We start from the raw sequence: 23222 nt of genomic DNA on the forward strand, positions 1-23222 counted from the left end.
ACCCGTTGGCAGCGCCAGCGAAGCTCGACTGTTTCACAAACGCAATGTGCACAGCGTCACAAACCACTTGACGTGAAAGCGCCTTGGGTCAATCTTCACTGCTAAGAAAAAAATACTACTGAGCGGAAAACGCCTGGGGCCGTTCAACGTGAGCGTCGATGACGCCTCGCGAGATTGCGGCTGTTGCCGATGGGGAACATCAAAAATGGGGAATCCACGTAAATGAGCACGATAGTCACCACCTTGGTGCCGCCTGCCGAAGGGCAGCTGCACCGGAACATCGACTGGCGCGGCGCCTTCTGGGTGGCAAGCGGCGTTCCGGCCCTTGTCCTGTTTTCGATCGGCGGCATCGCCGGCACCACCGGAACACTGGCCTTCCTGATCTGGGCCGTATCCATGGTCATGGGCTTCCTGCAGTCCTTCACCTATGCGGAGATCGCCGGGCTGTTCCCGAACAAATCCGGCGGCGCCTCGGTCTACGGCGCCACCGCGTGGCTGCGCTATTCGAAATTCATCGCGCCGCTTTCGGTGTGGTGCAACTGGTTCGCCTGGTCGCCTGTGCTGTCGCTCGGCTGCTCGATCGCCGCCGCCTATATCCTCAACGCACTGGCGCCGGTGCCGCTGTTCACCGACACGTCGCCGGAGGTCGCCGCCTATATCGCGGCCCATGCCGGAACCAGCGCCGCCGACGCCATCACCGCGGTCACCGCGGCGGCGACGCCGGCGATCCGTAACTGGACGCTCTACGGTCACACGCTTGGCCCGGTTTCCTTCACCTTCAACGCCACCTTCTTCATCGGCGCGGTGCTGATGCTGATCATCTTCTCGATCCAGCATCGCGGCATCCTGGGCACGGCCAACGTGCAGAAATATATCGGCCTGCTGGTCATCATCCCGATGCTGATCGTCGGCGTGGTGCCGATCGTCACCGGCCAGATCAACTGGGCAAACTTCTCGCCGCTGGTGCCGCTCGCGGCAGCCTATGCGCCGGAGCCCGGCGCGTGGAACATCGCCGGCTGGACGCTGGTGCTCGGCGGCATGTTCATCGCGGCGTGGTCGACCTACGGCTTCGAGACTGCGGTCTGCTACACCTCCGAGTTCAAAAACCCGGGCACCGATACCTTCAAGGCGATCTTCTATTCCGGCCTGCTGTGCATGCTGCTGTTCATCCTGGTGCCGTTCACCTTCCAGGGCGTGCTCGGCTTGAACGGCATGCTGGCGACGCCGATCGTCGACGGCTCCGGCGTTGCCGATGCGCTGGCCGGTATGGTCGGCGGCGGACAGCTGATCCACAGCCTGCTGGTGATGCTGATGATCCTGGCGCTGGTGCTCTGCATCATGACGGCGATGGCCGGCTCCTCGCGCACGCTCTATCAAGGTTCGGTCGACGGCTGGCTGCCGCGCTATCTCAGCCATGTCAACGAGCACGGCGCCCCGACGCGGGCGATGTGGACCGACCTGATCTTCAACCTGATCGTGCTGGCCATCGCCTCGGCCGACGCAACAAGCTTCTTCTTCATCCTCGCCGTGTCGAATTGCGGCTACATCATCTTCAACTTCCTTAACCTCAATGCCGGCTGGATCCACCGCATCGACAATGGCCACATCGCGCGGCCATGGAAGGCGCCGAGCTGGGTGCTCGGCCTCGGCGCCATCTTTGCCTACGTCAATGCGGTCTTCATGGGCGCCGGCGCCAAGGTGTGGAACCCGATGGCATTGTGGGCCGGGCTGATCACGGCAGCCTTGATCATCCCGGTGTTCTGCTTCCGGCACTACATCCAGGACAAGGGCAAATTCCCCGACCACATGCTGGCCGATCTCGGCATGAGCTCGTCCGACCTTGCGGTGAAAAAGGCGGGGATGCTGCCCTATCTGACGCTGGTCGCCGGCGTCGTGGTGATGCTGCTCGCCAACTGGCTGTTCGTCATCTGACGGCTGCGTTGAGGGATCGGGCACGCAAGGCGCGCTCGATTCCTGCATTTTGTTCTTGCTTTGTGCCGGCAGCTATGCTACTAATTTTGGTATGGTGCTGATTCGCCCCGAGACCCGCCGCTGAGGCGGGTTTTTCTTTTTAGGGGCTATTCGGCAGCGGTGCCGGCGCGGGAGCGACCGCCAAGCGCTGCACCGATATCCTCGAGGACCTGTCCGACGCGCGCCTGGATCGTCTCGGACGCAAGCACGCCGTCGATGAAATCCCTGTCCGAAGCGTAGATCGCGGTCGGCAGCGTAAAGGCCTCGAAGAAGCCGAACAGCGGTCTCAGCTGGTGCTCGATGATCAGCGCATGCCGGTCGCCGCCGCCGGTCGCCAGCAGCACCACCGGCTTGCCCCTGAGCGCCGTTGGGTCGACAAGATCGAAGAAGTGTTTGAACAGGCCGGTATAGCTGCCCTTGTAGGTGGGCGAGCCAACGACGAGCACGTCCGCCGCGACGACGCGCTTGAGGATATCGCCCGCTTGCGCATCCAGTTCACGCGCCCATTTGGCGCCACCGAGGCTGGGGCCGAGGTCGACGACGTCATGCGTGCTGGCGGCCAGGCCATATCTGCCGGCTACCTCGTTCACGATACGATCGACGAAGCCGCGCGTCTTGGACGGCCGGGTGAAATTGCCTGAGAAACCGACAACGGCCGGATTGGTCATGATGCAAAGCCCTCGCGATGATTTCGGGCTGCCAGCCCGCTGCTGACCCTATGGACATTCGGGCCGAACGAAAAGAACGGATGCTTGCCACGGTCTAAAATCATTACCGGTTCTAGCCAGCTTTGCGGATCGCTGCCGTCTCAGGTTGGAAGAACCGGTTTGGCGGCCGCTTCAGGCCAAGATTTTCGCGCAGGGTCGATCCTTCGTATTCGCTCCTGAAAATGCCGCGCCGCTGCAATTCGGGCACGATTTTCTCGACGAAGTCATCCAATCCGGCGGGAAGATAGGGGAACATGACGTTGAACCCGTCCGAGCCTTCGGTGACCAGCCATTCCTCCATCTCGTCGGCGATGGTTTTCGAAGTGCCGACGAAGGCAAGACCGGAATAGCCGCCCAGCCGCTGCGCAAGCTGCCTGACGGTCAGGTTTTCCTTGCGCGCCAGTTCGATGACGCGCTCGCGGCCGCTCTTGCTGGCGTTGCTTTCCGGGATTTCGGCCAAGACTGAATCCGGATCGAACCGCGACGCGTCGTGGCCGAGCGCGATCGACAGCGAGGCGACGCGCTCTCGTAGTAGACGAGGCTGTCGAGCTTGGCCCGCTTCGTCTGCGCCTCCTCGACGGTCTCGCCGACAATGACGAAGGCGCCGGGCAGGATCTTGATGTCGTCGCGCGACCGGCCAAGTTTTTGCGCACGTCCCTTGACGTCGGCAAAGAAGCGCTGCCCCGAGGCGAGATCGGCATGGGCGGCGAAGATCACCTCGGCCGTTTCCGCCGCGAGCTGCCGTCCGGCCTCCGACGCGCCGGCCTGCACGATGACCGGCCAGCCCTGCACCGGCCGCGCGATATTGAGCGGTCCCCGCACCGAAAGATATTCGCCCTTATGGTCGAGCACATGCAGCTTCGCCGGATCGAAATAGAGCCCGCTTTCGGCGTCGCGGATGAAGGCATCGTCGGCAAAACTGTCCCACAGGCCGGTGACGACATCGTAAAACTCCCGCGCCCGGCGATAGCGCTCGTCGTGCTCGACATGCTCGTCAAGGCCGAAATTCAGCGCGGCGTCGGGATTGGATGTGGTGACGATATTCCAGCCGGCGCGCCCGCCGCTGATATGGTCGAGAGAGGCGAAACGACGGGCGATGTGGTACGGCGCGTCGAACGTCGTCGAGGCGGTTGCGATCAGCCCGATACGATCGGTGACGGCGGCAAGCGCCGACAACAGCGTGAACGGCTCGAAGGACGTGACCGTGTGGCTGCGCCGCAGCGCCTCGATCGGCATGTTGAGCACGGCCAGGTGGTCGGCCATGAAGAAGGCGTCGAACTTTGCCGCTTCCAGCCTTTGCGCGAAGTGCTTGAGATGCGCGAAATTGAAGTTGGCGTCGGGATAGGCGCCCGGGTAGCGCCAGGCGCCGGTATGAAGGCTGACGGGCCGCATGAAAGCGCCAAGCCGCAATTGTCGATTTTCTGCCATGGAAAAACGCACCGATGACGACGAGCGTAACGCTCCAATTGCTCGAGCATGGGATGGCTTTGCGGCCATGGGAAGGAATTCTGTTTTGCAAAACCGGCGTCGGGGAGCATTTTTTGTGCGGGCGGCGGACAAATCAATCGATCTTGATGAACACGCCCTTGGTGTTGAGATATTCGGCGAGGTGCTCGGCGCCGCCCTCGCGGCCGTAGCCGCTCATCTTGTAGCCGCCGAAGGGCACGGCCGGATCGATGGCGTGATAGGTATTGACCCAGACCGAGCCGGCGCGGATCTTGCGCGACAGCTGGTGGGCGGTGGCGAGATTTTGGGTGAAGACCCCTGCAGCCAGGCCGTAAGGCGTGTTGTTGGCCCGCTCGACCGCCTCGTCCAGCGTATCGAACGGCAAGGCTGAAATCACCGGCCCGAAGATCTCCTCACGGGCGATCTTCATGTCGTCCGAGACGCCGGCAAAGACAGTCGGCGCGACGAAATTGCCGGCGCCAAGCGCGCCTTCCACAAGCCGGGTGCCTCCGGTGACGAGTTTCGCCCCTTCCGCGGTGCCGGCCTCGAGGTAACCGGTGACCCGTTGCAGCTGCTTTTCGGAGACGAGCGGACCGATCTCGGTCGCCGGGTCGATGCCGTCGCCGACCCTGAGACCCTTGGCGTATGCCGCGAGCCGCTCGACGAACTCGTCATGGACGGCGCGTTCGACGAAAAGGCGCGAACCGGCGATGCAGATCTGGCCGGAATTGGCGAACACCGACATCGCCGCCACCGGCACCGCCTTGTCGAGATCGGCATCGGCGCAGACGATGACCGGCGACTTGCCGCCGAGCTCCAGCGAGACGCGCTTGAGGTTGCCGGCCGAGGCCCGCACGATCGACCGACCGGTCGCCGTCGAGCCGGTGAAGACGATCTTGTCGACGCCCATATGCTCGGCGAGTGCGGCACCTGCCTCGGTGCCGGTGCCGGTGACGATGTTGACGACGCCTTCCGGAACGCCGGCCTCGTTCATGATGTCGGCGATCAAAAGCGGCGTCAGCGGCGCCTCTTCCGATGGTTTCAGCACGATGGTGCAGCCGGTCGCCAGCGCCGGGCCGATCTTCCAGATCGACGCCGCCGTTGGCGCGTTCCAGGGAATGATGGCGCCGACGACGCCGACCGGCTCCTTGCGGGTGAACGAGACGATTTCGCCGGGCAGCGAGTTGTCGATCGTCTCGCCGTGCAGCGCCGTCGCCATGCCGGCATAGTAGCGCAGCATGCCGATGACCCGGTTGCGATTGGCGCGGGTGCGTATGATCGGCATGCCCATGTCGGTGGTGTCGGAGCGGCTGATCTCTTCCCAGTGCTTTTCGAAGAGGTCGGCGATCCTCAGCAGCAGCACCTGCCGCTCGTAAGGCTTGAACCGGCTCCACGGGCCCTCGAACGCCTTGCGCGCAGCAGTCACCGCCAAGTCGATGTCCTGGCGGTCGGCGCGCGGCACCGTGGCGATGACCGCGCCGGTGGCGGGATTGCGGCTCTCCGTGGTCCGACCGGAGCGGGCATCGACCCAGCCGCCGCCGATGAACATCCGGCGATGGCGCCCGTCGATCGGCAGCCGCAGCGGTGCCTTTGTCTGAGCTATGGTCATGACTGTCCTCCAACCACGCGCTAGTCTTAATAGCGGTGTCGTCCTGTGTTCGGTAGCGAATTTGTCACCACCCAACGGGCGTCAATGGCATGCCGCTTGTTTATTGACGTTCAGCACTTATGTAAGGTATCACCATGATAGATGAAGCACCGGAAGGAATGCCATAGAAGGGGGATTTGTGACGATCACGCAACCTTGGGATGCCGGCCGTGCGACGATTGAAATAAGATCTATCGCGAGAAATCTGAAACTAAACATCTCGTACAAGCTGCATGCGCAGGATCGGCTTTCCGAACGCGGCTTGATCATGTCTGATGTGCTGCATGCGCTCAAGTTTGGAAATGTGTACCAACCACCTGTGCCCGCAACCCGGCCGGGTCATTTCCGTTATCGCGTGGAGTGCAAGACACCGAACAGCGGGAGTCGATCCATCGGGGTCGTTATCATCCCTTCCAAGAACGGATGTCTCGTCAAAGTTATTTCGGTCATGTGGATCGATGAGTTCGAGCGAAAAGCGGGCTCGATAATTGGAGTTGAAGCTGATGAATAACGCACACCACTACACAGAAAGCGGTCTGCTCAACGTTTACATCGAAGGCATCGCCGTTGAGGTGGATGACGATGGCGACGACATCATCACGATTCCTGCTGTGAATGAACTGCATCAAGTAATCGCGCTTGGGATCGTAAGCCATGCCAAGGGCATGAGCGGGGACGAGCTTCGTTTCCTGCGCTCCGAAATGGGTCTGACCCAAGCTGAATTGGCCGCCATGGTCCACCGTGACAAGCAGTCGATTGGCCGATGGGAGCGCAACGAAATCGACATTGACAGCTCGGCTGAGGCCCTGGTGCGTCGTTTGGCAATCGAAAAGCTGGGGCTGCCTGTTGACGCGGGAATCGATGAGTTGTCGCGTCGGAGCGTTCCTACCGCGGAAGAGCAACCGATCAAAATACAGAAAATGAATAACGATGCTCGGCCGTACGAACTGATTGCGGCCTGACCCGACCCTGATAACCCCGCCTCGGCGGGGTTATCTATGGAAGACGTTCGCTCGACCGCTATTCGGCCGCCAGGGCCAGTTGCGGCCTTTCGTTCTTTTCTTCCGTCTCGGCCGGCTGCTCCACCACCTTCTTGGGCTCCCTGCCGAAGAACAGCGCATAGGCTGCCGGCAGGACAAGGATGGTCAGCACCGTGGCGACGAGAATGCCGCCCATCATGGCGTAGGCGAGCGGCCCCCAGAAGACGCCACGCGAGATCGGGATCAGCGCCAGCACCGCCGTCAGCGCCGTCAGCACGATCGGCCGGAACCGGCGCACCGCCGAGCCGATGATGGCCTCGGAACGCTCCACGCCGGCGGCGATGTCCTGGTCGATCTGATCGACCAGGATGATCGAGTTGCGCATGATGATGCCGAGCAGGGCGATGACACCGAGGATGGCGACGAAGCCGAACGGCGCGCCGCTGATCAAAAGTGCCGCCGCCGCGCCGATGATGCCGAGCGGACCGGTCGCCAGCACCAGCATGGCCTTGCCGAAATGCTGCAGCTGGATCATCAGCAGCACGACGATGACGGCCAGCATGATCGGCGCTTTCGCCGCAATCGAGGCCTGGCTTTCGGCCGCATCCTCGGCGCCGCCCTGGATCTCGATCTTGTAGCCGGGTGCGAGGCTGGCGCGCAGGCCCTGCATGTCGCTGTACATCTTCATGGCGACATCGTTCGGCTGCACGCCGTCCGGAAGCGTGGCGCGTACGCTGATGGTCGGCAAGCGGTCGCGCCGCCATTCGACGCCTTGCTCCAGCACCGGGACCACCTTGGCGACCTGCGACAGCGGCACGGAGCCGCCGAAATCGGTCGGGATGTAGACGGAGTCGACCGCCGACAGCAGGTGACGGCTTGCCTCCGGCTCACGGGCGACGATCGAAACCGTCTCCTCGCCGTCGCGGAAGTCATCGAGCGGCGCTCCCGACATGGCCGCCTGCAGCGTCTGGCGGATGCGCTGCGAGGTGACGCCGAGCGCACGGGCGCGATCCTGGTCGATCACCAGCTTCATCGCCGGCACCGGCTCCAGCCAGTCGTCGTGGATGGCGCCGAGCAGCGGATTTGCCTGGAACTTCGCCTTCACCTCGTCGGCGATGCGGCGCACCTCCTGGCGATCCGGACCCATGACGCGCATCTGCACCGGCCAGCCGGTCGGCGGACCAAGGAACAGGCGGTCGACCTTGGCGCGGATCGATGGGAAATCATTGGCCAGGATGGTGCGCAGCTTGACAATCAGCCGCTCGCGGGCCGGTTCGTCATTGGCCATCACCAGAAGCTGGGCGAAATTCGGGTTGCGAAGCTGCTGGTCGAGCGGCAGGAAGAAGCGCGGCGCGCCTTCGCCGACATAGGTGGCGATGAAGCGCTTGTCCTTGTCGTCCATCATCCTGGCTTCGAGCGCCTTGGCCTGGGTCTCGACTTCCTTGATGCTGGTGCCTTCCGGCAGCCAGAGGTCGACAAGGATTTCCGGGCGCGACGATTGCGGGAAGAAATTCTGCGGGATGAACTGGAACGCCCACAGGCTGGTGGCAAACGTCATCAGCGTCATCACCAGGACGATGATGCGGTGGCGCACCGCCCATGCAACGGTCGAGCGAAGACGGCGGTAGAAGCGCGTGTCGAAGACATCGTGATGGTTGCCGGCGTGCTTGCGCTGCTTCAGGATCATGTGGCCGAGCCACGGCGTGAAATAGACCGCCGCGAACCAGGACACGACCAGCGCGATGCCGACGACGTAAAACAGGGTGCGCACATATTCGCCGGCCGTCGAGGCCGCGAAACCGACGGGGATGAAGCCGGCCGTGGTGATCAGCGTGCCGGTCAGCATCGGGAAGGCGGTCGAGGAATAGGCGAAGCTCGCCGCCTCGACCTTGACCAAGCCTTCCTCGAGCTTTCGCTCCATCATTTCGACGACGATCATCGCGTCGTCGACCAAGAGGCCAAGGGCGATGATCAGCGCGCCGAGCGAAATGCGCTGCAGGTCGATGCCGAGCTCGTACATGATGGCGAACGTGGCGGCCAGGACCAGCGGAATGACGATCGCGATCACCAGGCCCGAGCGCCAGCCGATCGACAGGAACGATACGAAAAGCACGATCAGCAGCGCTTCGCCGAGCGCTTCCATGAACTCGCTCACAGCCTCCTTCACGACATGCGGCTGGTCGGAAATCTGATCGACCGAAACGCCATAGGGCAGCGCCTCTTCGAAGCGCTTATAGGTCGCTTCGACGTCCTTGCCGACGTCGGTGACGTTGAAGCCCTTGGCCATTACGACGCCGAGCTGGACGCTGTCGTGACCGTTGAAACGGTATTTGCGCTGGTACGGATCCTCGAGGCCGGAGGTCACGGTGGCGATGTCGCCGAGGCGCGTCACCTGGTTGCCGGCGCGCAGGCGAAGCTCGCGGATGTCGGCCGCCCTGGTGACATCGCCCTCGACCGAAATGCGCACCGAACGCTGGCCGGTGTCGACCGAACCTGCCGGGTCGACATTGTTCTGGCCTTGGATCGCATTCTGCAGGTCGGTCAACGTCAGGCCGCGTTCGGCAAGCACCTTGGATGAAACGTCGATGTAGAGCTTTTCCGGCTGGTCGCCGATGATCACGGCCTTCTCGACACCGGGCGTCGTCAGCAGCATGTCACGCGCCTGGATGGCGAATTTCTTCAGCTCGGGATAGCTGTAGCCGTCGCCGCTGATCGAATGCAGGGTGATGAACGTGTCGCCGAATTCGTCATTGAAGTAAGGCCCGAGCAGCCCCTGTGGCAGCTCATTGGCGATATCGCCGACCTTCTTGCGCACCTGATAGAAAGCATCGGCGACCTGCGCTGGATTGGTGTCGCCCTTGACCTGCAAGGTGATGATGGCGCTGCCGGCGCGGGTGTAGGAGCGAACGAAATCGAGGTGCGGCGTTTCCTGCAGCTTGCGCTCGATCTTGTTGACCACCTGGTCCTCCATCTCCTTGATCGAGGAGCCTGGCCAGATCGCCTGGACGACCATCACGCGGAAGGTGAAATCGGGGTCTTCCTTCTGGCCCATGCGCATCAGGCCGAGTGCACCGGCGACGATGATCAGCCCGAACAGGAAGCGGGCAATGCTCGGATGGCCGATTGCCCAACGCGAAAGATTGAAAGACCGCTTTTCATTGGTGTCGATGGTCATCGGCGTCAGTCCGTTTCAATTTGATCAACAGAGCACGCGCTTTCGCATGCCCAAGGAACTTCCGATGTGGGCTTCCGGGCGGCGTGGCTTTCCGAGTTGAGAGATCTACATCGCGGTGGGACGCGAGGATCGACGTGGGGGTTACATCGACCTGAGATCTCGAAAATCGGGGGCGCCTGCCGCCCGGAAACCGTGAATTGCCTGGCCGTCAGCGCAAGCGCCTTGCAGCGTCATCGGCCGACGCCGACTGTTGCGCTGCATCACCGGTCAGCTTGACTTTCAGATTCTCGGTCATGAACTGCGTGCCGGCGGCGACGACGACGTCACCCGGCTTCAGCCCATCGGCGACACTGACGCCGTCGGGGGTGAAGGCGGCGACCTTGACCGGATGCGCATGGACGGTCCCGCCGTTGCGGTCGACTGTCCAGACGATCGATTGGCTGTCCTTTTGCGCCAACGCGGCCAGCGGGATCGACACCAGTTGCTGCCGGTTGTCCGCCGCGGCTTCGATGGAGGCGGTCATGCCTAGCAGCACGCGAGGATCGTTGGGCAGGCTGACGCGAACGGCAAAGGTGCGCGACTGCGGATCGGCGCTGCCGGCGACTTCGCGGACCTTGCCGTCGAGCGTCAGCGCCTCATCGGACCAGAAGCCAGCCTTGACGGTCTTGCCCGGCTTGAATTCGGCGATATCGGTTTCCGGAACAGCGATCAGGACTTCCTTCTCGCCGTCGATGGCAACGGTCACCACCGGCGTGCCGGAGCCGACCACTTGGCCGACATCGGCGGCAACGGCAGTGACGATGCCGTTCTTGTCCGCCTTGAGATCGGTATAGCGGACCTGGTTCTGTGCCTGGGCAAGCTGCGAGCGGGCGGAGTCTCGCGTGGCGACCGCCTGATTATAGGCGAGCGTCGCCTGCTCGAGCTGCGACTTCGGCGCGAAATTCTTGGCGTAGAGCTGTTCGGCCCGCTTGCGCGTAAGCTCGACTGTCTCGACCTGACGGTCGGCAGCATCGAGGCTGGCCTGAGCGCTTCTCACCGAAAGCTCGTAGTCGGTGGGATCGATGCGGGCGAGAACGTCGCCCGGCTTGACGCGGTCACCGATGTCGACAAGGCGCTCGGTGATCTTGCCGTTGATGCGAAAACCGAGATTCATCTCGGTGCGGGCACGCACCGATCCGGAATAGGAAAGCTGACGGGTATCGCTCGCCTTAGTGATCTCGACCACCTTGACCGGGCGGATGATCTCGGTGACCTCGGCTTTCTCTTGCGAGCAGCCGGCGAGGCCGAGAGCGGCAACGACAATCAGTGCCAGGCCGGCGGCCGGTCGCCTGTAGGTGATGGACTTGGACAAAGACACTTTTCGTACTCCCGAACTGTGGAGATGAATTGCCGACATCACCGCCCGACGGGCGGCAATGGTCATTTCTTCAAGGCTCTGATGGCAAACTCGGTAAGCTCGTCCGGCGTCGCCCGGTTCTTCTTGGCGAGGCACTGGGCCATTATCTGCGGATGAGAGAGGCTGATAATGGCAGCGCCGAAACACCGGGAAGCGATCACCGGATCCTGATCGATGAACTCGCCGGTAGCGATTCCCTCGCGGATCACTTCCGCGACCAGTTCATGGATGCTGTCGATGTGCTTTTCGATGACGTGCCAGTCGCGCTCGATGGCGACGATGACCATCTCGTGCACCTTCTCCTGGTCGATCATGGTTTCCAGCGTCCACTGATAGTGCGTATGCACGTAGCGGCGGAGCTTTTCGCTGGCGGTGCCGGAACCATGGCAGGCTTCGTAGCTCAACCGGTAGCAGGTCTCGAGCATACGGCCGCAAACCGCCTGATGGATTTCCACCTTGGAGGCGAAGAAGCGGTAGATGTTGGCAGTCGACATGCCGAGTTCGCGCGCAATGTCGGCGACGTTGGTCTTGCCGTAGCCGTAGTGGCGGAACAATCGCTCCGCGCAATCCAGGATGCGCGTGACATTTTCCTGGCGGGCGGAATCGGCGGTGGTGTCCAGGGTTTCAAGCATCTCGTTGGCCAAATTTACGACTGACGAATTTAGAATTTCGTCACTCGTAAATTGAAAACCATCACCTGTCAAGGCACCATTTTGGCTACTAGTGACAGATGGTGACATCCCCGGACGGAGTTGGCCCACGAAACGCATGTGGTTTCCGCCGGGCGCGCCTGCAACGCCGCCCCGTGTTTTTTTGCGAAGGATCTTGAAAAGATGCTTTCCGAAATCGGTTCCGTTTTCGGATCAGGCCCTAAGGCTGCTTTGCCATCTCCCGCAGCCGGAACTTCTGGATCTTGCCCGTCGAAGTCTTCGGGATTTCCGCGAAGATCACCGCTTTCGGCACCTTGAAGCGGGCGAGCAGCGCGCGGCAGTGCTCGATTACCTCCGCCTCGGTCGCCGCCTTGCCCGGCTTCAGCTCGACATAGGCGACCGGCACCTCGCCCCATTTGTCGTCGGATCGGGCGACAACGCCGCAAGAAGCGACGGCGGGATTCTTGTACAGCGCCTCCTCGACCTCGATCGAGGAGATGTTTTCGCCGCCGGAGATGATGATGTCCTTGGAACGGTCCTTGAGCTGGATGTAGCCGTCCGGGTGCATGACGCCGAGGTCGCCCGAATGGAACCAGCCGCCGGCAAAGGCCTCATCGCTCGCCTTGCGGTTCCTGAGATAGCCCTTCATGACGATGTTGCCGCGGAACATCACCTCGCCGATCGTCTCGCCGTCAGCCGGCGTCTCTTGCATCGTCTGCGGGTCCATCACCGTCAGGCCTTCGAGCGCGGCATAACGTACGCCTTGCCTGGCCTTCTTCGCCGCCCTCGCCCCTTTCTCCAGCCGGTCCCACTCGCCATGCCATTCGTTGACGACGGCCGGGCCATAGGTTTCGGTCAGGCCGTAGAGATGGGTGACGGCAAAGCCCGCATCGGCCATGCCCGACAGCACCGCCTCGGGCGGCGGCGCCGCGGCGGTGTTGAAGGTGACGGTCTGCGGGAACTGCCGCTTGTCCTCGTCCCTGGCGTTGATCAGCACCGACATGACGATGGGTGCACCGCACAGATGGGTGACGCCGTGATCGGCGATGGCGTCGTAGATCGGCTTCGGCCGCACCCAGCGCAGGCAGACATGGGTGCCAGCCTGCACGGCAAGCGTCCAGGGAAAGCACCAGCCGTTGCAGTGGAACATCGGCAGCGTCCACAGATAGACCGGGTGCTTGCCCATGCCGGCATGGATGGTGTTTGCATAGGCCATCAGTGCCGCGCCGCGGTGATGGCAGACGACGCCCTTCGGATTGCCTGTCGTGCCGGAGGTGTAGTTGAGCGAAATGGCATCCCATTCGTCGTTCGGCATCGACCAGGCGAAATCCTCGTCACCGTCGGCGACAAACGCCTCGTAGTCGAGCGTGCCGATCCGCTCCCCCTTGGCATAGGGCGCATCGGCGGCATAGTCGGGATCGTCGTAATCGATCAGCAGCGGCCTGACCTTGGCCAGCGCCAGCGCTTGCCGGACCACGCCGGCGAATTCGCGGTCGACGATCAACACCTTGCTTTCGGCGTGATCAAGCTGGAAGGCAATGACGGCGGCGTCGAGGCGGGTGTTGAGCGAATGGAGCACCGCCCTGGTCATCGGCACGCCGAAATGCGCTTCCAGCATCGGCGGTGTGTTGGACAGCATGACGGTGACGGTGTCGCCCTTGCCGACGCCGCGCTTCGCCAGCGCCGAGGCAAGCCTCAGCGAGCGCTTCCAGAAATCGCGATAGGTCGTGCGCTGGCGGCCATGGATGATGGCAGTCCGGTCGGGAAAGGTTTTTGCCGCCCGCTCGAAATAGGTCAGCGGCGTCAGCGGCTGGTGGTTGGCCGGGTTCCTGTCGAGATCCTGTTCGTAGGGATTGCCCATCCCGTCCTCCGAATGTCTGGTCGAGCCTTCTTACCACCTTCGCCCATTACTTGGGACGCCCCTCCCCGCCCTCACCCTCCGGCCACAAAGCGTCGATGTCCCGATGCCCTTCCACGATATTCGCCACTTCGAAAAAGTCGCCATTATAGCGGAAGAAAATCACGTATCCCCTGAAAGCGAAACTTCGGACGTCCGGCCGGAGTTCGGGACGAGCACGACCAATCGTCGCCGGCAAGCTCGCCAGATCACGGCATTTCTGGCGCAGAGCATCCACAAAACGCCCGCCAATAAACAGGCTGCCGCTTTCACGAGTGAGGTATTCAAGGATATTGACCAAATCTGCTTGTGCCGACGGCAGCATGCGCAGCCGTGGCACTCCTAAAAGCCTTCCCTTGCGAGTTGCTTGGCCTTGGCTTCCAAGGCGGCGTCAATATCCTGCTCGGTGGCTTCGCCGCCTTCAGCAAACGACTTGTCCACCATGGCACGGAGCGCCTTCAGCTTTTCCTCGCGCTCTTCGACAAGGCGCAGGCCCTCGCGCACGACTTCGCTGGCAGAACCGTAGCGGCCGCGCTTGACGATGTTGGAAACAAAGGTTTCCCAACGCTCTCCCAGTGATACGTTCATTGTCGGACCTCCTGATCGGTTTATTGTACCGAGATAACAATAAATGCGCAATTACTGACATCCGGGATGCCAAGTGTCGGATCAGGTGCGCAGCCTAAGGTTTGACTTTTGTCGAGAGCCGTGAATAATGTCAGCAAGGAGATGGCATGGCGATCCGACCGGCAGAACAGCTTATCCACAAGGCCGCCTGGCTTTACTATGCACACGGCCTGCGCCAGGACCAGGTAGCCAGTCAGCTCAAGATTTCCCGTGCCTCGGTGGCGATGTATCTGCGCAAGGCGCGCGAGACCGGCATCGTCAACATCTCGACCTCGACCCAGCTTTTCACCGACGACGTGCTGGCGCGCAAGCTCGAAGACGCACTGCAACTCGACGCCGTCTGGATAGCGCCGGAAAACGGCTATGTCGCCGACCCGTCCACTGACATCGCGGTGCTGGCGGCAAGCGTCTTTCTCGAGCTGGTCAGGAAGGGCGACCGCATCGGCGTCGCCTGGGGGCGGACCATCTACACCATCGCCGACATCATGTCCTATGCCGATCTGCAGGACGTCACCGTGGTGCAGCTCTGCGGCAATCTGGGCGCCCCCTATTCGTACCGGCCGGACCAATGCACGATGGAAATCGCGCGCCGGCTCAATGCCAAGGGGCTGAATTTCTACGCGCCGCTGGTGCTGACGACGGAAGAACTGGCACGCGGCCTGCGCGCCGAGCCGGTGATCCGCGAGCAATTGTCGGGCATCGGTGAGTGCGACCTGGCGCTGTATTCGGTCGGCTCGGTGGACACCGACAGCCATCTGGTCAAATGCGGCGCGCTGACCGAGAGCGAAATGGCTGCATTGCGCAAGGCGGGTGCGGCCGGCGTCATTGCCGGGCAGATCATCGACGCCCGAGGCCAGGCGCTCGACTGCAGCTACAACCGCCGGCTGATTTCGGCAGAGCTGTCATCGCTGCGCAGCATCGAAAAGCGCCTTGTGGTGGTGCAGGAGGACAGCAAGTTCGAACCGCTCGTCGCGGCGATCGCCGGCGGGCTCTGCACCCATCTGGTCGTAGGCGCGCGCATGGCGCGACGGCTGCTCGACCATGCCGGAGCAGCAGCAAAAGAGGTCGCCTGATACCTAGAGCCGCCGACGCATTGTCATCAAGGCGTCGCGGTATTCCTGTTCACAACAAAAGAGAAATCGGACGAAGCTGACATGAAGAACCTGTGGAATGACGGCGAGGCGGAGAAGCTGGTCGCCGACTATGCAAAGAACGGTGTGGCCCGCGACCTGGCGCTGCGCGTCTATACGACCAGGCTGCTGGGCGGCGAGCCGCGGCTCGTCCTCCACGGCGGCGGCAACACATCGTGCAAGACCAAGGCCATTGATCTCGTCGGCGACGAATGGGACGTGCTCTGCGTCAAGGGCAGCGGCTGGGACATGGGCGTCATCGAGCCGCAGGGCCTGCCGGCGGTCAAGCTCGGCGCGCTGTTGAAGGCGCGGTCGCTCAAGAAGCTCTTCGACGAGGACATGGTCGCGCTGCAGCGGGCGAACCTCATCGATCCGTCCTCGCCCAACCCTTCGGTCGAGACGCTGCTGCACGCCTTCCTGCCGCACAAATTCGTCGACCACACGCATTCGACGGCGATCCTGGCCATCGTCGACCAGGAGGACAGCGAAGCGCTGAGCCGGAAGGTGTTCGGCGCGAAAATGGGATTCGTGCCTTACATCATGCCGGGCTTCGATCTGGCCAAGGCGGCCGCCGATGTATTCGACGCCGATCCGACGGTCGAAGGCCTGATCCTAGACAAGCACGGCATCTTCACCTTCGGCGACGATGCCAGGCAGGCCTATGACCGGATGATCCATTATGTGAACGTAGCCGAGGATTTCATCGCCGGGAACGGCAAGCCGCGCACCGAAAAGGTGGCACTGCCGGCCAGGCTGGCGAAGCCCGCGGAGATTGCGCCGATGCTGCGCGGCGCGGTGGCGGTGGCACGCGGCGAAGGCCGCTTCGATCGGATGATCAGCGATTTCCGCACCTCGGATGCGATCGTCGATTTCATCAATTCGGCAAAAATTGCCGACTATGCCGGCCGCGGTGTGTCGACACCCGACCTGTCGATCCGCATCAAGACCGGACCGATGGCACTGCCGGCGCCCGACGCGGACAAGGTCGGCGACTACAAATCCGTCATCCGCCAGCATGTCGAGAAATTCGCCAAGGACTATCGCGCCTATTTCGAAACCAATGATGCGCTCGACGGCGTGAAGCGCACCATGCTCGACCCGATGCCGCGGCTGACGCTGGTGCCCAGCCTCGGCATGTTCGGCCACGGCCGCACGCTCAAGGATGCGAAGATCGCCTCCGACGTCGGCGAAATGTGGATCGAGGCGGTACGCGGCGCCGAAGCCGTAGGCGATTTCCGCCCGCTCTCCAAAGCCGACCTGTTCCCGCTCGAATACTGGTCGCTCGAACAGGCCAAGCTTGCCGCCAACAAGCCGAAGCCGCTGACCGGCCAGGTGATGCTGGTCACCGGCGGCGCCGGCGCGATCGGTGCTGCCACGGCAAAGCTGTTCGCCGACAACGGTGCCCATGCCGTCGTCGTCGATCTCGATGGGTCAAGGGCTGCCGAGGCGGCAAAAAAGGCCGGTAACAATTCGATCGGCATTGGCGCCGACATCACCGATCCGGTGCAGATGCGCGCCGCCTTCGACAAAGCGGTCGACGTCTACGGCGGCCTCGACATTCTCGTCTCCAATGCCGGTGCTGCCTGGGAGGGCCGGATCGGCGAGCTCGACGACGCCACCTTGCGCAAGAGTTTCGAACTCAATTTCTTCGCCCACCAGTCGGCGGCGCAGAATGCCGTGCGCATCATGCTGGAACAGGGCACCGGCGGCGTGCTGTTGTTCAATACCTCCAAGCAGGCGGTCAATCCGGGGCCGAAATTCGGCGCCTATGGCATTCCCAAGGCGGCAACGCTGTTTTTGTCCAGGCAATATGCCCTCGACTACGGCGCGCATGGCATCCGCTCCAATGCCGTCAACGCCGACCGCATCCGTTCGGGGCTGTTGACCGACGCCATGATCGCCAGCCGCTCGGGCGCGCGCGGCGTGTCGGAGAAGGAGTACATGTCGGGCAACCTGCTCGGGCAGGAAGTGACGGCAGAAGACGTGGCCCAGGCCTTCCTGCATCAGGCGCTGGCCGAGCGGACCACCGCCGATGTGACGACGGTCGATGGCGGCAACATCGCGGCGGCGTTGAGGTAGGCGCGATCGGGGATCACACTTGCGTAATTGGTATTTTGTAGCTACATTGTGGCTCTCTTAAGGAGTCACAACATGGCAACGGATACCGTGGTCCGCGCTCGGATCGATACGGCGACAAAGGATCAGGCAACGGAGGCCTTGGCGGCAATGGGATTGTCCGTTTCCGACGCCATTCGCCTGCTGCTGGTCCGCGTCGCCGCCGACAAGGAATTTCCCTTCCCGGTGAAAGTGCCGAACGCAACGACTCGAAAGGCCATGACCGAATTGGAACGTGGCAAGGGCAAGCCTTTCGCCTCGGCCGATGAGTTGTTCAAGGATTTGGGAATGTGACGTGCTGACGCCCGTTCGCTCTGGGCAATTCCGTCGCGACGTGAAACGTGCGGAGAAGCGGGGCAAAGATCTTGGCAAGTTGCGCGAACTGCTAGGCCTCCTGCTCGCCGGAGATGAGCTACCGGCGAGCTATAAGGACCACTCGCTGAAAGGCGATTGGAAAGGCTTTCGTGACGCTCACATAGAACCGGACTGGCTCTTGATCTACCGAGTTGCCGGCGATGAACTCCAGCTAGCTCGCACCGGCTCCCATTCCGATCTGTTCAACGAATAGCCGAAGCTGTCGCGAAACTTAGGAATTCTGCGACTGGAAAGGGAACGAGAAGCGATACACGTTGCTCTCCCGCCGCTCGAAACCAAGTTTCTGATATAAGGCGTTGGCAGCCTTTCGCGACGGGCGGGAAGTTAAGTCCACTGTTCTTGCGCCAGCCTCTTGTGCCTGCCTCAGCGCTTCTCGTGTCAGGGCTTCCGCGAAGCCCTGACCTCGATGACCAGCGTCAACAACGACATCTTCAATTATAGCCCTGATCCCCGTAGGGATTTCGAAGAGCACGAGCGTCAACATGCCAACGTAGGCACCCTCTTCCGAACGGGCTACGAGAAGAATAGTAGCAGGCGATTTTACGACCCTAGTGATGCTGTCGAATGTTGGGGTGGCTGCCGTCGTTGATAGTTGAGACACCAATTGGGAGATCGCTTCCGTCACGGTCGGAGTTGCCTCTGTCAAAACCTCAATCTTCACAAGCTACCTCTCCGAGGTTCGCAAATATCCGAAACTGACGACACATACGGAACAATCGTTCCTTGATGGAAGAGCATCTGCCATCGCCCATCAAAAAGCTTCCAGATCGAACTCCGAAGAGTCCTCCTCTCAGGCGTCCCCCCATCTGATCGGCGGATACTACGATATAGAACCAAGACAGCATCCGCCGCGATGGGCTTGACGGCGAAATCACGGATTTCAGGTAGAGTGGGTCTGCCCGAGTGCGTTTCTTGGAACAGAGAATCAATCACTACAGCTTTGTCATAAACCCGCCAGAACTGCCAAAATCCAAGAAATTTCCCCCAAAAATGGGGAGACGGCGTCCCGGGAAGAACGAACCTCTGGCCAGTGCAATTGCTGTTCGATCTGCTTAAAGACTTCAACATCAATCTCATTCGCTGACATCATCAGCCTTTCGCAAAACTCCCGATAAACCGATACTTTCACGCATGATTTTTGCAACGTTGCAAAATCGGAACTGGCGACAATTAAATCCGGCAAACCCGCGGTGAAAACATCTTCCGCAAGACAAGAAGAGCCGCCTGCAACACCCTGCAGCAGGCGGCTCTTGGTTCCGAGTACGCGTCTAGTTCCACATGTCCGCCAAAGGCTTATAGCATTGTCCGCTCTTTCCTTTTGCTTGAAACGCTACTTCGCGTTCGGGTTCGGCATCCAGGTCGGCATCGCGACATCGGCATGGGCGAATTGCGGCAGCTTGGCCGAGAGGTCCTCCATGTTCTTGATGTCCTTGTCGAGCAGATCCTTCTGGGTGATCAGCGTCGGCGGCACGATGACGTTGTGGCCGGGATCCTCGCCGGCCAGGAGCTGCGCCAGCGCACGCACCGAGACCTGGCCGACGACGGCCGGGTTGGTGGCGGCGGTTGCCGCCCAGGCGCTGTCCGGCTCGCGCATCGCGGCGATATCCGAGGTCGAGATGTCGGCCGAATAGATCTTGATGTCCTTGTTCAGCCCGGCCTCGTCGACCGCGATCTTCACGCCCTTGGCGAATTCGTCATAGGGCGCGAACATCACCTTGATGTCGGGATGGGCCGATAGCACCGAACGGGCCTGGTTGGCGACCGAATTGGCGATCGGATTGTCGAGCGTGCCGAACATGGCGGCTTCGTTGATGCCCGAATATTTCTTCTTGAATTCGACCCAGGTCTCGTTGCGGCGGTCGAGCGGCGCGATGCCGGCGACATAGACATAGCCGGCCTTCCAGCTCTCGCCATTGTCCTTGACCGCCTGTTCGAGCGCCAGGCGCGCGAGGTCGCGGTCGGACTGTTCGATCTGCGGGATCTTGGGGTTTTCGACATTGACGTCGAAGGCGACAACCTTGATGCCGGCGTCGACCGCACGCTGGGCGGCGTCCTTCATCGATTCCGTCAGTCCGTGCTGGATGATGATGCCCTGGACGCCGAGCGCGATAGCCTGGTCGACCATGTCCGCCTGAAGCGCCGCGTCCTGGCGGCTATCGAGCACGCGCAGGTCGACACCGAGCGCCTTGGCCTGCGCCTCGACGCCGGAAAGGTAGGCCTGGAAGAAGTCGCCGGTCGAGAGATAGCGGACCAGCGCTATCTTGACGGCACCCGGCTTGTCGAACGGCGCCGGCCTGTCCTGCGCTATTGCCGGCATCTGCATCAGCAATGTTGCGCCGGCAAGCCCGAGCGCTGCCTTCCCCAAAAGCCTTCTTGTGATGTTCACGTCGTTTCCTCCACTTGTTGAACCCAAAATATGACCCGGTCGAACCCTATCTCCTGCCCCTGCCGGAAAGGGCGAAGGTAAAGACAAGGGCGACCACGAGAACCACGCCCTTGACGAAATCCTGCGTGTAGTAAGGCGCGTTCATCATCGTCAGGCCTTGCAGCAGCACGCCGACAAACACCGCGCCGACAGCCGTGCCGAAGGCGTTCGGCTTGGCGGCGCCGAGAACCGCGTAACCGATGAGTGCCGCAGCCACCGCGTCGAGCAACAGATTATTACCCGAGGCGATGTCGCCGCGTCCAAGCCGGGCAGCGAGCAAAATGCCGCCGATCGAGGCAAAAACTCCCGAAATAACGTAGGCCCAGATTTTGTATGCCTTGACAGGCGCGCCGGCGAGTTCTGCGGCGCGTTCGTTGCTGCCGACCGCATACATCATGCGCCCGAAACGCGTGTATTCGAGAAAAAACCAGATCAGCACCGCCAGCACGAGCAGAACGACGACCGACACCGGAATGAGGTTCGGGATGAAGAAATCGAAGCGATGGCGGCCAAGCGCCAGGAACGCGGCGCCGAAGCTGCCGTTGGCGACCGAGCCGTCGGGCATGGTCATGCCGGTGGCGATCGAACGGCCTTCGGTCGGGATGCGCTGCAGGCCGACAAGCAGGAACATCATGCCGAGCGTCGCCAAAAGGTCCGGAACCCGCATATAGACGATCAGCCAGCCATTGATCAGGCCGACGACGGCGCCGATCACAAGACAGACGACGACCGCCACGACGGCGTTCTGCCCCAGCACCACCATGACATAGGCAGCCGCCATCATGGCGCTGGTGGCGACAGAGCCGATCGACAGGTCGAAGCCGCCGACGACCAGCGTGGCGGTGACGCCGAGCGCCAGAACGCCGGTGATGGCGACCGACTGGAAGATGAAGACAGCACTTTGCGGCGAGACGAAACCATCGGCAGCGACGGCGAAATAGCCGATCAGCCCGAACAACAGAACGATGAAGCCGTAGCGAATAGCATTGTCGCGCAGGATCATTCAGCGCTCCCGCACGCCGGCACCGTCTTTATCCAACCCGAATTCATGCCCTCTCCATTCCAATTCTCATCGTCATCCCGCCGTCAGGCTGCGCTGTGCAACGGCCCGCCCGCCACTTCGGCCAGCAGACGCTCGAGATCGACATCGGTATTGCGGTGCTCGCCGACGATCGTCTGCTCCGACATCACCAGGATGCGATCGGCCGTCTCCAGGGCTTCGTCGAGTTCGGTGACGAACAGCAGCGTCGCGCGGCCGTGGGCGCTGGCCCGCAGCTTGGCGGCGATGTCGCGCCTAGCCGAAATGTCGACGCCCTGAAAGGGCTCGTCGAGGATGAAAAGCCTTGCCGCCTGCGACATCCAGCGGGCGACCATCACCTTCTGCTGATTGCCGCCGGAAAGCGACGCCATCTCGTCCCTCTCCGAGCGGCAGACGATGCCGAGCTCCTGGATCTGCTGGCGGGCAATGGCGCGTTCGATACGGCGTTTGAGAACACCGAGACGCGACATGCGGCTGTGGAACGGCAGGCTGATATTCTCCTGGATGTTGAAGTCGCCGACGATGCCGTTTTCGCCCCGGTCCTTGGCGACGAGAAACACACCGGCGGCAATCGCTTCGCCGGTCGATGCCGGAGCATAAGGTTTCCCGTTCAGCACCATGGTCCCGGCCAGCGGCTGGCGCAGGCCGAACAGCGTCTCGGCGAGCACGGTCTTGCCGACACCGACAAGGCCGGTGATGGCAACGACCTCGCCATCGCCGAGGGTCAGCGAGATCGGCCTGGCGCCTTCAGCAATCCGCAGCGCGTCGGCAGTGAAAATTGCTTTGGCCGAATTCCTGGCGACGATCCGCTCGAGCTGGATCTTGCGGCCGAGCATGGCGTTGACCGCACCTTCGTAATCCAGCGGCTTCTTGTCGAAGATACCTGAGATAACCCCATCGCGCATCGAAATGATGCGATCGGCAAGCCGTCTGATATCCGACATACGGTGCGAGATGTAGAGGATGGCCACGCCTTGCTGGCGAAGCCGGTCGAGCAGCGCGAATAGCCGGTCGGCTTCGGCGCTGGACAGCGAGGAGGTCGGCTCGTCGAGGATCAGCACTTTCGGCCGATGCGCCATGGCGCGGGCGATCGCCACCATCTGGCGGTCGGCCAGAGAGAGATCGCTGATCCGGGCCTTGAGGTCGATGGCCAGTCCCATGCGGTGGGCCACCGCCTTTGCCTCGCGACGCACCCGGCCTGGATTGAACAGGGTCGGCACGCCGCTGCCGCTCAACCTGTCGAGAGTAAGGTTGGTGGCGACGTCGAGGTCGGCGACGACACCGTCATTGATGTTCTGGTGGACGGTAACGACGCCGGCGCGGATCGCCTCCGCCGGCGTTTTCGGGTCGAACACGTGACCGGCAAGCGACATCGTGCCGCCGCCATGGTCGTAGACACCACTGATGATCTTGACGAGGGTGGATTTGCCGGCGCCGTTGGCGCCCATCAGCACGGTCACTTCGCCGGCACGCAATTCGAGCGAGACGCCGCCAAGCACCTCGATATGGCCAAAGGATTTCCTCAGGCCGTCGACGCGGAACACGGCATCATTGCCCATTCGTTCCTCCCTGAACATGACGCTATGGGCTATATCGGCAATTGTCAACACGATTGACAATTGCCAGCAGGCTTCCTAGCTT

Annotated in this window: 21 protein-coding genes and 1 pseudogene; 7 read left to right on the forward strand and 15 right to left on the reverse strand. The window is 62.0% G+C overall.

The features are described from left to right. Positions 1-222 precede the first annotated feature (222 nt). Positions 223-1932: a trimethylamine N-oxide permease gene (locus tag NKI39_RS04400; protein WP_352472299.1), complete on the forward strand. Its 1710-nt coding sequence runs from the start codon at positions 223-225 to the stop codon at positions 1930-1932. A gap of 146 nt (positions 1933-2078) precedes the next feature. Here the strand turns inward: NKI39_RS04400 and msuE are convergent, their stop codons facing one another. The 3 genes and pseudogenes from msuE to NKI39_RS04415 all read right to left on the reverse strand — a co-directional run bounded on the left by msuE (position 2079) and on the right by NKI39_RS04415 (position 5733). After that, positions 2079-2639 (reverse strand): FMN reductase, encoded by a 561-nt coding sequence (gene msuE, locus NKI39_RS04405; RefSeq protein WP_352455213.1) that lies wholly within the window; start codon positions 2637-2639, stop codon positions 2079-2081. A 112-nt stretch (positions 2640-2751) separates the two neighbouring features. Then, a pseudogene (locus tag NKI39_RS04410) lies at positions 2752-4106 on the reverse strand (LLM class flavin-dependent oxidoreductase). Between the two features lie 133 nt (positions 4107-4239). After that, positions 4240-5733, reverse strand: a complete 1494-nt coding sequence (locus NKI39_RS04415) for an aldehyde dehydrogenase family protein (RefSeq protein WP_352830825.1) — start codon at positions 5731-5733, stop codon at positions 4240-4242. Between the two features lie 178 nt (positions 5734-5911). On the opposite strand from NKI39_RS04415, the gene NKI39_RS04420 reads away from it, so the two are divergent. Together NKI39_RS04420 and NKI39_RS04425 are read left to right on the forward strand one after the other, a co-directional pair. Next, a complete protein-coding gene (locus NKI39_RS04420) occupies positions 5912-6283 on the forward strand; it encodes a DUF4258 domain-containing protein (RefSeq protein WP_352472295.1) in 372 nt (123 codons plus the stop codon). Continuing rightward, entirely contained in the window at positions 6276-6734 is a 459-nt protein-coding gene (locus NKI39_RS04425) for a helix-turn-helix domain-containing protein (protein ID WP_352502054.1), read from the forward strand. Before NKI39_RS04420 ends, NKI39_RS04425 begins: the two co-directional genes overlap by 8 nt. Positions 6735-6792: 58 nt before the next feature. Here the strand turns inward: NKI39_RS04425 and NKI39_RS04430 are convergent, their stop codons facing one another. The 6 genes from NKI39_RS04430 to NKI39_RS04455 all read right to left on the reverse strand — a co-directional run bounded on the left by NKI39_RS04430 (position 6793) and on the right by NKI39_RS04455 (position 14458). After that, the gene (locus NKI39_RS04430) at positions 6793-9927 is read right to left on the reverse strand and encodes an efflux RND transporter permease subunit (protein WP_352502055.1); all 3135 of its coding nucleotides are present in this window, start codon (positions 9925-9927) and stop codon (positions 6793-6795) included. A gap of 208 nt (positions 9928-10135) precedes the next feature. After that, positions 10136-11284 (reverse strand): efflux RND transporter periplasmic adaptor subunit, encoded by a 1149-nt coding sequence (locus NKI39_RS04435; protein ID WP_352502056.1) that lies wholly within the window; start codon positions 11282-11284, stop codon positions 10136-10138. Positions 11285-11346: 62 nt separating this feature from the next. Further along, on the reverse strand, positions 11347-11955 hold the full coding sequence (locus NKI39_RS04440) for a TetR/AcrR family transcriptional regulator (RefSeq protein WP_352502064.1): 609 nt from the start codon (positions 11953-11955) through the stop codon (positions 11347-11349). 238 nt (positions 11956-12193) lie between these two features. Next, the gene (locus NKI39_RS04445) at positions 12194-13834 is read right to left on the reverse strand and encodes an acyl-CoA synthetase (RefSeq protein ID WP_352830828.1); all 1641 of its coding nucleotides are present in this window, start codon (positions 13832-13834) and stop codon (positions 12194-12196) included. A 46-nt stretch (positions 13835-13880) separates the two neighbouring features. After that, entirely contained in the window at positions 13881-14195 is a 315-nt protein-coding gene (locus NKI39_RS04450) for a type II toxin-antitoxin system RelE/ParE family toxin (protein WP_352472289.1), read from the reverse strand. A 17-nt stretch (positions 14196-14212) separates the two neighbouring features. Continuing rightward, positions 14213-14458: a type II toxin-antitoxin system ParD family antitoxin gene (locus NKI39_RS04455; protein ID WP_352453248.1), complete on the reverse strand. Its 246-nt coding sequence runs from the start codon at positions 14456-14458 to the stop codon at positions 14213-14215. 146 nt (positions 14459-14604) lie between these two features. Here NKI39_RS04455 and NKI39_RS04460 point away from each other — a divergent pair, with 146 nt between their 5' ends. The 4 genes from NKI39_RS04460 to NKI39_RS04475 all read left to right on the forward strand — a co-directional run bounded on the left by NKI39_RS04460 (position 14605) and on the right by NKI39_RS04475 (position 18310). Next, complete coding sequence (locus tag NKI39_RS04460; protein WP_352472287.1) at positions 14605-15570, forward strand: sugar-binding transcriptional regulator; 966 nt, start codon at positions 14605-14607, stop codon at positions 15568-15570. An 81-nt stretch (positions 15571-15651) separates the two neighbouring features. After that, positions 15652-17706: a bifunctional aldolase/short-chain dehydrogenase gene (locus NKI39_RS04465; RefSeq protein ID WP_352830830.1), complete on the forward strand. Its 2055-nt coding sequence runs from the start codon at positions 15652-15654 to the stop codon at positions 17704-17706. Between the two features lie 72 nt (positions 17707-17778). Further along, entirely contained in the window at positions 17779-18036 is a 258-nt protein-coding gene (locus NKI39_RS04470) for a type II toxin-antitoxin system RelB/DinJ family antitoxin (protein WP_352472285.1), read from the forward strand. A 1-nt stretch (position 18037) separates the two neighbouring features. Next, positions 18038-18310, forward strand: a complete 273-nt coding sequence (locus NKI39_RS04475; RefSeq protein ID WP_352502059.1) for a type II toxin-antitoxin system YafQ family toxin — start codon at positions 18038-18040, stop codon at positions 18308-18310. Positions 18311-18328: 18 nt separating this feature from the next. Here NKI39_RS04475 and NKI39_RS04480 read toward each other — a convergent pair whose 3' ends face one another. The 6 genes from NKI39_RS04480 to NKI39_RS04505 form a co-directional block, all read right to left on the reverse strand. Further along, positions 18329-18778, reverse strand: a complete 450-nt coding sequence (locus tag NKI39_RS04480; protein ID WP_352472283.1) for a GNAT family N-acetyltransferase — start codon at positions 18776-18778, stop codon at positions 18329-18331. After that, on the reverse strand, positions 18775-19050 hold the full coding sequence (locus tag NKI39_RS04485; protein WP_352503012.1) for a DUF4440 domain-containing protein: 276 nt from the start codon (positions 19048-19050) through the stop codon (positions 18775-18777). Before NKI39_RS04485 ends, NKI39_RS04480 begins: the two co-directional genes overlap by 4 nt. A gap of 10 nt (positions 19051-19060) precedes the next feature. Then, entirely contained in the window at positions 19061-19246 is a 186-nt protein-coding gene (locus tag NKI39_RS04490; protein ID WP_352503011.1) for a hypothetical protein, read from the reverse strand. 201 nt (positions 19247-19447) lie between these two features. Further along, positions 19448-20503, reverse strand: coding sequence for a substrate-binding domain-containing protein (locus NKI39_RS04495; protein ID WP_352472282.1), 1056 nt, complete (start codon positions 20501-20503; stop codon positions 19448-19450). Positions 20504-20549: 46 nt separating this feature from the next. Continuing rightward, the gene (locus NKI39_RS04500; RefSeq protein ID WP_352472281.1) at positions 20550-21545 is read right to left on the reverse strand and encodes an ABC transporter permease; all 996 of its coding nucleotides are present in this window, start codon (positions 21543-21545) and stop codon (positions 20550-20552) included. Positions 21546-21628: 83 nt separating this feature from the next. Continuing rightward, positions 21629-23140 (reverse strand): sugar ABC transporter ATP-binding protein, encoded by a 1512-nt coding sequence (locus NKI39_RS04505; protein WP_352472280.1) that lies wholly within the window; start codon positions 23138-23140, stop codon positions 21629-21631. Positions 23141-23222: the final 82 nt, after the last annotated feature.

The organism is Mesorhizobium sp. M0664, from assembly GCF_040320565.1.
In the GTDB taxonomy this organism is placed as follows: domain Bacteria; phylum Pseudomonadota; class Alphaproteobacteria; order Rhizobiales; family Rhizobiaceae; genus Mesorhizobium.